This window comes from Actinopolyspora biskrensis (assembly GCF_013408175.1).
In the GTDB taxonomy this organism is placed as follows: domain Bacteria; phylum Actinomycetota; class Actinomycetes; order Mycobacteriales; family Pseudonocardiaceae; genus Actinopolyspora; species Actinopolyspora biskrensis.
Window position 1 is genome coordinate 416,729 of record NZ_JACBYW010000006.1, and the last position, 12,201, is coordinate 428,929.

The following is a 12,201-nucleotide window of genomic DNA, read 5'->3' on the forward strand; positions in this document are numbered from 1 at the left end:
CACTTCGCTCGCCGCGGCCGACTTCCACGACGGAATGTCCGGCGAAAGTCCCGTTCAGGGGAGCCCCGGATCACCGCCGGATCGTGGTGAACCCCGGTGACGAGCACCAGGGGTCCAAAACGTGTTTCCCGTTGCCCGGCGCCACCGGCGACGGGAAACGGCCGCACAGCAGACGGAATTCTCGACCGGAGCACATCAGGGATCACGGATGGTTCAGGTACGCCGCTACACCAAGAAGGACGGCACCGAGGTGCGCCCGCACAACCGGTCCTCCCCGGGATCGGGCGATGTTTCCTCGGGGCCGCCTGGAGTTCTCGTGGCAGTGGTGCTTTCGCTGGGAGCGCTGGTGCTCGTCGGGAACGGGCTCGGCACGGGCACTACGCAGGAAACCGAGCACCCGACATGGCGGCACGGCGGATCGACTTTCACCGCCGTGGATTCGGACGCCCCCGCGTCCTGCGTGAATCACTCGTACGGACGGGTGAAGGGATTCTTCGCGAAGCATCCGTGCCGAAAGCTGCGCCGTACGCTGCTGACCGTTCCCGATCGGGACGGCGCCACGATGGTCGTAGCCGTTTCCCGGACGACGATGGCCACCGCCGGTTCCGCGGTGAAACTGCGGGAGCTGGTGGACGCTCAGGGAACCGGCAACCTCGAAGAGCTCTCGCGTGACTCACTCGCCTACGCCGATGTGGATTTCGAGGGCAAGCACTATTCCTCGGCTCGGGAAGGCAACACGGTAACCGTGTCCGAGGCCGCACCACGCTCCGAGCGCGGAAAGCCCGATCGGGCCGCGCTGAACGACGCCGCTCGGACGGCACTGCGCCATCCCGGCCGGTAGCCCCCGCCGGAACCGTCCCAACGGGGACGGGGTGGTTGCGCCTCCGCGGCACAACCACCGGCCGATCCGCTCAACACCGTCAGGAGCTCTGCGATACCGGTTCGGGGGCGGCGGTCAGTGACTCGACCAGCTTGCCGCACCAGTCGAGCAGGGCCTCGTCCCGCAGCTGCGGAGCCCCGATGCGCCCTCCGGCCGCCCCCTCCGTGGGACGCGGAACCGACACCGTCCGCACCGCGGCCTTGTACACCGCCTTCGGGTACAGCCGCTTCATCCGCATCTGGGCGGAATCGGTCAGCTCCAGCGGGGCGAACCGTATCGAGGAGCCCTGCAGGGTCACCTCGGTGACACCGTGTTGCCGGCACACCTGCCGGAAGGCCGTCACCTTCAGCAGCCGCTCCACCGGATCCGGCAGCGGGCCGTAGCGGTCGGCCAGCTCGACACGCACAGCTTCCAGATCGGCGTCCCCCGAGGAAGCGGCGATCTTGCGGTAGGCCTCGAGCCGCAGCCGCTCCCCCGGAACGTAGTCGTGGGGGATGTGCGCGTCGACCGGCAGGTCCACCCGCACGTCGGTGAGTTCCTCGTCCTCCTCGGGACTGGGGCCGCCCTCCTCGCGGTAGGCCTGCACCGCCTCGCCGACCAGCCGCATGTACAGGTCGAAACCGACACCGGCGATGTGGCCGGACTGCTCGGCCCCGAGGATGTTGCCGGCCCCCCGGATCTCCAGGTCCTTCATCGCCACGGCCATGCCCGCCCCGAGCTCGGAGTTCTGGGCGATGGTGGCCAGCCTGTCGTGCGCAGTGTCGGTCAGCGGCTTCTCCGGCGGGTACAGGAAGTAGGCGTAACCCCGCTCGCGGGCACGTCCGACCCTGCCGCGCAGCTGGTGCAGCTGGGCCAGCCCCAGCGCGTCCGAGCGGTCCACGATCAGCGTGTTCGCGTTGGATATGTCCAGACCGGTCTCCACGATCGTGGTGCACACGAGCACGTCGTACTCGCGCTCCCAGAAACCCTGGATGATCTTCTCCAGCCTGTCCTCGTTCATCTGACCGTGCGCGGTTACGATCCGCGCCTCAGGAACCAGTTCGCGCAGGTGCCGCGCCGTCTTCTCGATGTCGTGAACCCTGTTGTGCACGAAGAAGACCTGGCCGTCCCGCAGCAGCTCACGACGCACCGCGGCCCCGACCTGCTTCTCGTCGTAACCGCCCACGTAGGTCAGCACCGGATGCCGTTCCTCCGGCGGGGTGAGGATGGTCGACATCTCGCGGATGCCGGCCATGCTCATCTCCAGGGTCCGCGGGATCGGGGTGGCCGACATCGTCAGCACGTCGACGTGGGTGCGCAACTGCTTGATGTGCTCCTTGTGCTCCACACCGAAGCGCTGCTCCTCGTCGACGATGACCATGCCCAGGTCCTTGTACCGCACCCCCGTCTGCAGCAGCCGGTGCGTTCCGATGACGACGTCCACCTCGCCGGAGGCCAGCCCGTTGATCGTCTGCTCGGACTCGTGGGGATCGGTGAACCGGGACAGCCCCCTGATGTTGACCGGGAAGGACTGCATCCGTTCGACGAAGGTGTTCAGGTGCTGCTGCGCCAGCAACGTGGTCGGCACCAGCACCGCCACCTGCTTGCCGTCCTGCACCGCCTTGAACGCGGCACGCACCGCGATCTCGGTTTTGCCGTAGCCGACGTCACCGCAGATAACCCGGTCCATCGGAACCGTGTTCTGCATGTCGGCCTTGACTTCCTCTATGGCGGCGAGCTGGTCACCGGTCTCCGTGTAGGGGAAGGCGTCCTCCAGCTCGTGCTGCCACGGCGAGTCGGGGCCGAAGGAGTGCCCCGGGGCCGACTGCCTGGCGGCGTAGAGCTGCACGAGCTCGGAAGCGATCTCCTTGACCGCTTTGCGCGCCTTGGCCTTGGTGTTCTTCCAGTCCGAACCGCCGAGCTTGTTCAGCGTCGGCGTCTCACCGCCGACGTAGCGGGAGATCTCGTCCAACTGGTCGGTCGGCACGAACAGCCTGTCCCCGGACTGGCCGCGCTTGCTGGAGGCGTACTCCAGCACCAGGTACTCGCGGGTGGCGCCGCCCACGCTGCGCTGCACCATCTCCACGTACTTGCCGATCCCGTGCTGCTCGTGCACCACGTAGTCGCCGGCCTTCAGGGCCAGCGGATCGACGGACTTGCGCCGCCGCGAGGGCATCCTGCGCATGTCGCCCGAGGAAGTGCCGCCCCTGCCTCCGGTCAGATCGGTCTCGGTCAGCACGACCAGCCCCACCGCCGGAGCGGAGAGCCCGTCCTCCAGGTTCGCGCGCACCACCGTCACCACGCCGGACTCCGGCTCGGCGGCCAGACCCTCCTCCGCGTGCTTGGCGGGCAGTTCCCCCTCGCGCAGTTGCTGCACCGCCCGCTGGGCCGTGCCCGTCCCGGGGACCACGAGCAGCGCCGCGCCTCCCCCGGCCGTGTGGGTACGCAGGTCGTCGAAGGCCCGCCGGACGTCTCCCCGGTACCGTTCGACCTGCTTGAAGTCGAGCCGCAGGACACCGTCCTCGGTGCTATCGGCGCCCTCCGCCTCACCCGTCTCGCTGCTGAGCTGGGTCAACGTCCACCAGGGGATCCCCAGCCCGCGGGTGTACTCGGCCACCTCGGCCAGACCCCGGTAGGCCGAGGCCCCCAGATCGATCGGCGCCTGACCACCGTCGGCCGCGACCATCCAGGAGGCCTCGAGGAACTCCTCCCCGGTGCGTACCAGGTCGGCCGCCCTGGCCCTGACCTTCTCCGGATCGGACAGCACCACGTGGGTGCCCTCGGGAACGAGATCGCTGAGCAGCTGCATCTTGCCCGCGCACAGGGCGGGTATCAGGGCCTCCATGCCCTCGACCGGGATACCGGAGGCGATGTTGTTGAGCATCTCTCCCAACTGCGCGTCCCCGGAGTGGCCCTCGGCGAGCTCGGCTGCGCGCTCGCGGACGTCCCGGGTGAGCAGCAGCTCCCGGCACGGCGGGGCGTTCAGCTCACCGGCCTGTTCGGACTCCTGATCGCTGCCGAGCGAGCGCTGGTCCGCCACCGAGAACGGACGGATCTCGGTGACCTCGTCGCCGAAGAACTCCAGCCGCAGCGGGTGTTCCTCGGTCGGGGGGAACACGTCGACGATCCCACCGCGCACCGCGAACTCACCGCGCTTCTCGACCATGTCGACGCGGCTGTAGGCCAGCCCGGAGAGCCGCTCGATGAGCTGCTCGAAGTCGTGCTCCTCCCCGACGCCCAATCGCACCGGAGTCAATTCCCCCAGCCCGGGGGCGACCGGCTGTATCAGGCTGCGCACGGTCGTGATCAGGACCCGGAGCGGGCCGTGCGGGTGTTCCTCCGGGTGAGCGAGCCGACGCAGCACGGCGAGACGCCGCCCGACCGTGTCGGCGCGCGGGGACAGCCGCTCGTGGGGCAGGGTCTCCCAGGAGGGCATCACCTCCACGCCCTCGGGGCCGAGCAGGGCCGAGGCGGCGGCCGCGATCTCGTCGCCCTCCCGGTCCGTGGCGGTCACCAACAGCACCGGGCGGTCGGACCCCCCGAAACGGCTGCCCTCCGCCAGGGCCGTGGCCACGAACGGACGGGCGGCCGCGGGACCTTCCAACGTGAGCCGTTCGGAGTCCGCCGCGGAAGCGATACGCCCCAACGCCGGATCACGGGACAGGGTCTGGAGCAGTCCCGCCAGGGGACCAGCCTGGGTCATGAACAACCTCGCACCGCGACGAAGGGAACGCGGACACATCCCGCAGATAGGGGCCGCGCCGCGGAAGTGCCGCACCGTGTGTCGTGCGTCACCGGGCGCCGAAGGCCGGACTGACGGGCACCTCCACCAGCGTACGACTCCGCTCCCGCGAGGATTCGACGACCCGTGCGGACGGGACGCCGTCGGGTCACTCCGCCCTGCGCGCGAGCACGTCGGCGTGACACGGCTCCGGGGCACACCAGCAGCCCAGAGCCCGGCCATCGAGCTCGCCCCCCTCGATCCTGCGCAGCAGCTCGGGGTTTCCGTTCAACCACTCCTCGTAGGAGTCCCGTGCCGCGGCCCGGTCCGTTCGGGCCTGCTTGACGAAGGGGCTGGCGAAGTCGGACTCCGGCCATCCGTGGCGGGCACCGCGATGTCCGACGTAGGTCAGCAGGTCCAGGGAGAGCAGCCAGGGAACCAGCCGCTCGTGCGGGCCGTTCCTGCGCACGTTGACCACGGTCGTGTGACCGGCCAGCACCCGGCGGGCACGTTCGCGCTCGTCCTCGCTCCAGGTGCGGGCCTGCTCCGGAAGGGATGTCCGCTCGCTCATCGTGCCTCCTCACAGAGGTTCTCCGTTCGCCTTGACGGGGTCCCTCCCGCTGCCCCGGAACCCCTGACGGAGGACTTCGTCCGGTTCGGGCGCTTCAGCCCGAGCAGCGCGCGGGACCCCGGCGCGTGAGCCGGATGCACCGCAAGGCGGCAGGACTCGTGGCGTAGGCCGCTACTCGGGGTGGCCGGCTCCCGCAACGAGCCCCCGGCCGGGGTTCCCCCACCGGACCACCCGAGCAAACCGAACCGCCGAGCCGCGCAGCCGGTCACACGTTGTCGCCACCCCACCACGCTCGCACCGTGTGTCGGTGTTCACGATCGCGATCCGTTGCCCGCGGGTCGGATCGGACATACTTTTACTCGCCGGTAACTTGTGTCGCGTGCTCTCCGAACCCACCGAGGAAGGAACCCCATGAACATGCTGCTGCGCCTGCTCGTCCTCGCGGTCAAGAGCGGGTTCGGACGCGGAGTGGACCCGCTGGGACCGTGCACCACGAACTTCAGGGTCGCGCCCACCGACCTGGACCTGCTCGGTCACATGAACAACGGGGTCTACTTCTCCGTCTTCGACCTCGGCAGGATCGACCTGATGCTGCGTTCCGGGCTGCTCCGCGCGCTGCGGGCCCACGGCTGGCACGCGGTGGTCACCAACGAGACGGGGTCGTTCCGCCGTCCGCTGAAGCCCTTCCGCGCGTTCACCGTGCGCACCCGGGTGCTCGGCTGGGACGAACAGCACCTGTACCTGGAACACCGGGTCAGCAGCGGTGGGGAACCGACGACCACAGCGGTGATCCAACTCCGCTTCCTCTCCAAGAGAGGGGAGAAGATCGCCCCTGAACGCGTGGCGGAGCTGCTGCCCAGCGAGACGGAACGCCCGGAGCTGCCCGAGTGGGTGAGCCAGTGGAGCAGGGCGAGTTACGAGCACCGCTCGCAGAGCGTCTGACCGGAGTTGGCCGTGGCCGGGGAGCGGCGCGATCAGTCCCCGGTCCGCAGGACCGGATCGTGCTCCAGGTGCGAGAGCCCGTTCCAGGCCAGGTTGACCAGATGGGCGGCCACCTCGTCCTTGTCCGGGCGATGCACCTCCAGCCACCACTGGCCGGTGAGCGCGACCATGCCGACCAGGGCCTGGCTGTACAGCGGAGCCAGCTCCGGGTCGTAGCCACGGGCGCTGAACTGCAACCCGAAGATGTGCTCCACCTGGCTGGCTATGTCGTTCAACAGCCCGGAGAAGGTCCCCCTGGCACTGGCCACGGGCGAGTCGCGGACCAGGATGCGGAATCCGTCGGTCGAGTTGTCGATGTAGTCCAGCAGCGCCCGTGCCGCCTGTTCCAACAGCTCACGGGGATGCCCCGCCGACAGCGCGGACACGACGAGATCAAGCAGCGTCTGCATCTCGCGGTCGACCACCACCGCGTAGATGCCCTCCTTGCCGCCGAAGTGCTCGTAGACCACCGGTTTGGACACTTCCGCGCGGTGCGCGATCTCCTCGACGGAGGCACCGTCGAACCCCTTCTCGGCGAACAGGGCCCTGGACACGTCGAGAAGCTGCTGACGACGTTCCTTGCCCGTCATCCGAACACGAGCGGCACCACGGGAACCGACCCCGCTCGGGGAGTCGCTCCCCCGGTCCTGCCCACGTCGCCGTGCCGCCATGGGAGATCACCCTACGTACCGGCGGGTCGGCGCGTAAACGCGCCACCCGTCTTCGGCGCGGCGCAGGCGCACTCGGTTCCCGCCCCGAAGAGCCGGGGCGGGCGCACCGCGGCGCCCGCCCCGCTTCGTGGAAACTTCGTTCGATCGAGTCCCGAGGCCCGGCAAACCCGGTGTCCTTCGGCGCGGTGGGCCACAACACACCACCCGAGCAAGCCGAGCCGCCGACCCTTCGTCAGTGTGCCTGCTCGGTGGCGGAGATCCTGGCGAGCCGCTTCTCGTTCGGCCAACGCACCTTCCAGGCCCAGCCGACCTTCTCCAGCATCCAGATCAGCCGTGCCGAGATGTCCAGCTGCCCCTTGAGCACTCCGTGCCGGGCGCAGGTCGGATCGGCGTGGTGCGAGTTGTGCCAGGACTCCCCGAACGAGATGAGGGCCAGCGGCCAGAAGTTCGCGGCCTTGTCCCTGCTCTTGAACGGACGCTCACCGATCATGTGGCAGATCGAGTTCACCGACCAGGTGATGTGGTGCAACACCGAGACCCGGACGAGCCCGGCCCAGAAGAACGCGGTGAGCGCGCCCCACCAGGACCACGTGATCAGACCGCCCAGGACAGCCGGGAGCACGAAACTGGCCACCGTCCACAGCGGGAAGAGCTTGTTGATCCGCGCGAGCACCCGGTCCTTGAGCAGGTCGGGGGCGAAGCGGTCGACGTTGGTCACGTCCCGCTCGAACAACCACCCCATGTGCGCGTGCCAGAAGCCCTTGGCCAGGGCCGTGGCCGAAGCGCCGAACCGCCAGGGCGAGTGCGGATCTCCCTCCCGGTCCGAGTAGGCGTGATGCCTGCGGTGGTCGGCCACCCAGTTGATCACGGGCCCCTGCACGGCGCTCATGCCGGAGATGGCCAGCAGCACCTGCACGCCGCGGTTGGTCTTGAACGACTTGTGCGTGAAAAGGCGGTGGAACCCGACGGTGACCCCGAGACCGCTGAGCACGTAGAAGAAGACCGCCAAGGAGATGTCCACGGCTCCGAGGCCCCATCCCCAGGCCGCGGGGACGGCGGCGATCAGGGCGAGGAGGGGAACGATGACGAACAGATAGACCAGGGCCTGAGCGATGCGGGGACGATGCCCCGCGGTAAGGGGTTTGGGCGCCGCGCGCCGGGACCGCTGTTCGGCGGCCGCGCTGTCGGTCGGTGCGGTCATTTCGCTACCTCAACTGGATCGGAGAAACGGAGGTTGTACCGGCTTTTTCGGAAGCGGCCCACTACCGCGTGCGCATCCGGCTCTCGACGGACACCTCGCCGCCAGCACGACCGGAATGCACCGTTCAGCCTACGGCAGCGTAACCTACGGCTGCGTAAGTTCCCAGGTTCCTCTGCTACCTCGAGGCTCACACCACCGGGCTCCGGAGTCCAATCGATCGACCCCGGCGCGGAGGGCGATCCCGGGGACGCCGCACCCGCGGTGGCCTCTCGGCGCGGAAGCAGCGGGCCGCGAGCGCGCGAGAAGGCGCGGACCGACAACGCCCATCCGGATACCGCTCCCGGAACGGGACATGACATCATGTGTCCGGACACGGCAGCGCGTGGCCTGACGTCGCCGGTACGCCGCGTGGTCGGTAAGCTGCGGCAGCGATACCGCACCGGACGACGTGGTGCGGACAGTGCGATGCCGTGTCGTGTGATCCGCCGTAGTGTAAAGGCAGCACCTCGGATTTTGGTTCCGATAGTCCAGGTTCGAATCCTGGCGGCGGAGCGACCGGCACCCCGGTTCACAACACGCGCCGACCGAGTCGGTCGGATTTGTCAGGGGGTGTGTGCCGCTGCGCGACGACGTGGTTGACGCGCGGGAGGGAGCGGCTACTTCGCTCGGCGAGATGTCCGACGCGTGGGTGGTCGGCCGTGCCCGCGAACTTCAGGTCGTCGGTCAGCACAGTGACCCGCGGGGACGGGAGTCCACCCTCCGCGAGGCGGACGAACTGCTGACCGAAGCCCGCCGCAGGGGTAATCCCAGGATGATCGGGCAGCTCCTGTGCTGTTGCGTGACCTTGCGTCTTTGTACTCCCGGACTCGCCGAGCAGGCCGTTCCGCTGCTCGACGAGCTGCTCACGCACGCCCGCAGACACCGGCTCGACGTGCTGCGCGCCGACGCGCACGCCCTGCGCGGCCGTCTCGCCCTCATGGACGGCAACGAGGAGAACGCCCTCAACCAGGCCGCCGAGGCCCTGGTGATCCTCGACGACGACCTGGTCCCCGACGCGATGCTCGGAAGGCGCTCCTGGGAGCGGCTGCTGGCCACGGCACTGATCGACATCGGGCGCGTGCTCACCCAGCTCGGGGTGTACGACATCGCCGACGAGGTCATGGCCCGGGCGCATCACCGGATCAGGGAGAGCGGCGGGCCCTACGAGATAGCCACGCACCTGATCAACCGGTGCCGGATGCTGCTCGGCTGGGGACTGCGTCTCGAGCGGATCGGCAAGCAGGACGACGCGCACGCGCGTTTCAACACGGCCGCACAGATCGCCCTCTCCATGGACGGGCGCTCGCAGGAGGCGCTGTTCCCCCGCATACCGGGGATGAAGGACGCCGAACAGCTGCCCGTGCTCGTCGCCGCGTGCGCCCTCGCGCAGCCCGGTCCCGCGCACATCACGCGTCTGGAGGAGGTCTCGGTTCCCGAGCAGGAACTGCCGGTGCGGGAGCGGATCATCGTGGCGATCGCGCTGTTCCGCTGCCACCGGGCGGCGGGCCACCGGGACGAGGCGAACGAAGCGCTGTCCGCGATCAAGGAGGAGACCGCCGGGGACGTCTCCGAGCCGAGCCTCCGGATATCGCTGGTGCGCGAATACGCCCAGCAGGCCGAGCTGGGCCCCGAAAGCGCCAGCGCGGCACTCCGGGACTACGCCCAGGAGCTGGAGTCGGAGCTGTGGACCATGCGCGCCTCGCGAAGCGCCACCCTGATGGCCCGGCTCGACCGGCAGCGGCTGAACAGGCAGCACCACGCGATAACCCGCCAGGCCATGCACGATCCGCTGACCGGGCTGCCCAACCGCAGGGCATTGGACGCGAAGCTGGAGAGCCTGCTGCGCGAGCCCGCTTCCCAGCCGCTCTCGGTGGCCCTGGTCGATCTGGACGGCTTCAAGGAGGTCAACGACCAGCGTTCGCACGCGGAGGGCGACGAGGTGCTGCGGGTGGTCGCACGCACTCTCAGCGACACGCTGCGCTCCGACGACCTGGTCTCCCGCTACGGCGGCGACGAGTTCGTCGTGCTGCTTCCCGGGGTGTCCCTGGAGGCCGCGGAAAACGCCTTGGAACGCACGGTCCACGCGGTCGCCGGACTTCCCGGTTCCCTCTCCAGGGGGGTGACGCTGTCCATCGGCGTGGTCGCCATGCAGCCCCGGGAGGACGGCAACGAGGTGCTGGCACGCGCGGACATGGCCATGTACCGGGCGAAACGTCGCGGCGGCAACCAGGTGGCGGCCGTGTCGGTCGACTCCGCCCAGGAGATCCCCCCGGATCCTCCGATCTGGATCCCTCCGGAGGCGACCTGACGGGCCCGTGAGTCCCGCTGCGTTTCCACGGGATCCGGGGCCGCCCCGAGGTGAACGGCGGCTCACCCGCCGCTGAACCCGGGCGTTCGACGGACGCCACGGGTAACATCGGACCACCGGCACACCCGCACACCCGTACAAGGCCGGGGCAGCGGTCCGATACCGCGTCCGGACGGTTACCCTTCACCCGATTGGACGTCACAGGCGCCGTTCTTCCCGTGGTCATGAGGGCTCGGTTTCCGCGGAGCCCGGCACTACCTGCGGGTGAGCACGGTGAGTCGACGTCGAAACCGCTGGACTCCGAGGGAGAGCATCGATGCTCGAGGGCGTCACTGCCCAGCCGCCTTCGGACGGCATGTCCTCCGACCCGGTGAGTGTGCTCGTGCTGGCCGCGGGCGAGGGCACTCGCATGAGATCCGCGACCCCGAAAGTGCTACACCGGATCGCGGGCAGATCACTACTCGAACACTCCGTCCGCGCAGCCGCGGGTATCGCCCCCGACGAGCTGAGTGTGGTGATCGGGCACGGTAGGCAGGCCGTCGGGGAACATCTCGAACGGCTGGAATCCGAACTCGACCGGGGCATCACCCCCGTAGTGCAAGAAGAACAGCTCGGCACCGGACACGCGGTGCGGTGTGCGACGGACCAGCGGGACGGCGCGGGGACCGTGGTGGTCACCTACGGGGACATCCCGCTGCTGGACGCGGACACGCTGGCGAGCCTGCTGCGCGAGCACAGACGCCGGCGCGACGCGGTGACCGTGCTCACCGCCGTGGTCGACGAGCCGCACGGCTACGGCAGAGTCCTGCGCGACCGCGACGGGGACGTCACCGCCATCGTGGAGCAGAAGGACGCCGATTCGGAGCAGGATGCCCTCCGGGAGATCAACTCGGGGGTCTACGCCTTCGACGCCCGGTTCCTGGACACCGCGCTGCGGCGGTTGTCCACCGACAACGCCCAGGGTGAGCTGTACCTCACGGATGTGGTGGAGATCGCCCGCGGCGAGGGGCGCGGGGTCGGTGCTCTGGTGTGCGCGGACAACTGGCTCGTGGAAGGCGTCAACGACCGCGTGCAGCTCGCCTCCGTGTCCGCGGAGTACAACCGCAGACTGCTGCTGCACTGGATGCGCGAAGGCGTCACGGTCACCGACCCCTCCAGTGTCTGGCTGGACAGCGACGTCGTGCTCGGCCGGGACGTGGTGCTCGAACCGAACGTGCAGCTGCGTGGCGGCACGAACATCGCCGATGAAGCGCACGTCGGCCCGGACACCACCCTGACCGACTGCTCGGTGGGCTGCGGGGCGCACGTGGTGCGTACCCACGGGGAGAACGCCGAGGTGGGGCCCGCCGCCTCGGTCGGACCGTTCGCCTACCTTCGTTCCGGTACCCGATTGGGTGGCGACGGCAAGGTGGGCACCTTCGTCGAGGTGAAAAACGCCGAGATCGGAGAGGGAAGTAAGGTCCCGCACCTGAGCTACGTCGGTGACGCCACGATCGGAACGCACAGCAACATCGGGGCCGCCACGGTCTTCGTCAACTACGACGGCGTGGCCAAACACCACACGGTGATCGGTTCTCATTCACGTACCGGTGCCGACAACATGTTCGTGGCCCCCGTTCGGGTCGACGACGGTGCCTACACCGCGGCGGGATCGGTCATCACCGAAGACGTTCCTCCTGGTGCTATGGCGGTCGCCCGGGGGAGGCAACGCAATATCGAGGGCTGGGTCGCCAAACGGCGCCCGGGCACAGCCGCCGACGAGGCCGCCCAGCGTGCGCTGGCCGACCGTGACAACTCCACCGAAACCGACGAGTGACACCCGAGCTTTTCAGCGTCAACGGGAGGGGACG

General features: G+C 69.1%; 8 protein-coding genes and 1 tRNA gene. 5 read left to right on the top strand and 4 right to left on the bottom strand.

The features are described from left to right. The first annotated feature begins 208 nt into the window (after window positions 1-208). Complete coding sequence (locus FHR84_RS17640) at window positions 209-841, top strand: hypothetical protein (protein WP_179536616.1); 633 nt, start codon at window positions 209-211, stop codon at window positions 839-841. A 79-nt stretch (window positions 842-920) separates the two neighbouring features. Here FHR84_RS17640 and mfd read toward each other — a convergent pair whose 3' ends face one another. After that, window positions 921-4,562 carry a transcription-repair coupling factor gene (gene mfd, locus FHR84_RS17645; protein WP_179536617.1) on the bottom strand — a complete coding sequence of 1,214 codons (3,642 nt, stop codon included), beginning with the start codon at window positions 4,560-4,562 and terminating at the stop codon, window positions 921-923. A 187-nt stretch (window positions 4,563-4,749) separates the two neighbouring features. After that, complete coding sequence (locus tag FHR84_RS17650) at window positions 4,750-5,151, bottom strand: DUF4326 domain-containing protein (protein WP_179536618.1); 402 nt, start codon at window positions 5,149-5,151, stop codon at window positions 4,750-4,752. Window positions 5,152-5,562: 411 nt separating this feature from the next. Between FHR84_RS17650 and FHR84_RS17655 the strand changes: the two genes are divergently transcribed. Continuing rightward, on the top strand, window positions 5,563-6,093 hold the full coding sequence (locus FHR84_RS17655; protein WP_179536619.1) for a thioesterase family protein: 531 nt from the start codon (window positions 5,563-5,565) through the stop codon (window positions 6,091-6,093). Window positions 6,094-6,125: 32 nt separating this feature from the next. Here the strand turns inward: FHR84_RS17655 and FHR84_RS17660 are convergent, their stop codons facing one another. Together FHR84_RS17660 and FHR84_RS17665 are read right to left on the bottom strand one after the other, a co-directional pair. After that, window positions 6,126-6,722: a TetR family transcriptional regulator gene (locus FHR84_RS17660; protein ID WP_179536678.1), complete on the bottom strand. Its 597-nt coding sequence runs from the start codon at window positions 6,720-6,722 to the stop codon at window positions 6,126-6,128. A gap of 313 nt (window positions 6,723-7,035) precedes the next feature. Then, window positions 7,036-8,004, bottom strand: coding sequence for an acyl-CoA desaturase (locus FHR84_RS17665; RefSeq protein WP_179536620.1), 969 nt, complete (start codon window positions 8,002-8,004; stop codon window positions 7,036-7,038). A 481-nt stretch (window positions 8,005-8,485) separates the two neighbouring features. On the opposite strand from FHR84_RS17665, the gene FHR84_RS17670 reads away from it, so the two are divergent. The 3 genes from FHR84_RS17670 (at window position 8,486) to glmU (ending at window position 12,167) form a co-directional block, all read left to right on the top strand. Continuing rightward, window positions 8,486-8,556: transfer RNA gene (locus FHR84_RS17670), tRNA-Gln, on the top strand. Between the two features lie 121 nt (window positions 8,557-8,677). Beyond that, a complete protein-coding gene (locus FHR84_RS17675) occupies window positions 8,678-10,351 on the top strand; it encodes a GGDEF domain-containing protein (RefSeq protein WP_218863031.1) in 1,674 nt (557 codons plus the stop codon). 316 nt (window positions 10,352-10,667) lie between these two features. After that, on the top strand, window positions 10,668-12,167 hold the full coding sequence (glmU, locus tag FHR84_RS17680) for a bifunctional UDP-N-acetylglucosamine diphosphorylase/glucosamine-1-phosphate N-acetyltransferase GlmU (protein WP_179536622.1): 1,500 nt from the start codon (window positions 10,668-10,670) through the stop codon (window positions 12,165-12,167). Window positions 12,168-12,201: the final 34 nt, after the last annotated feature.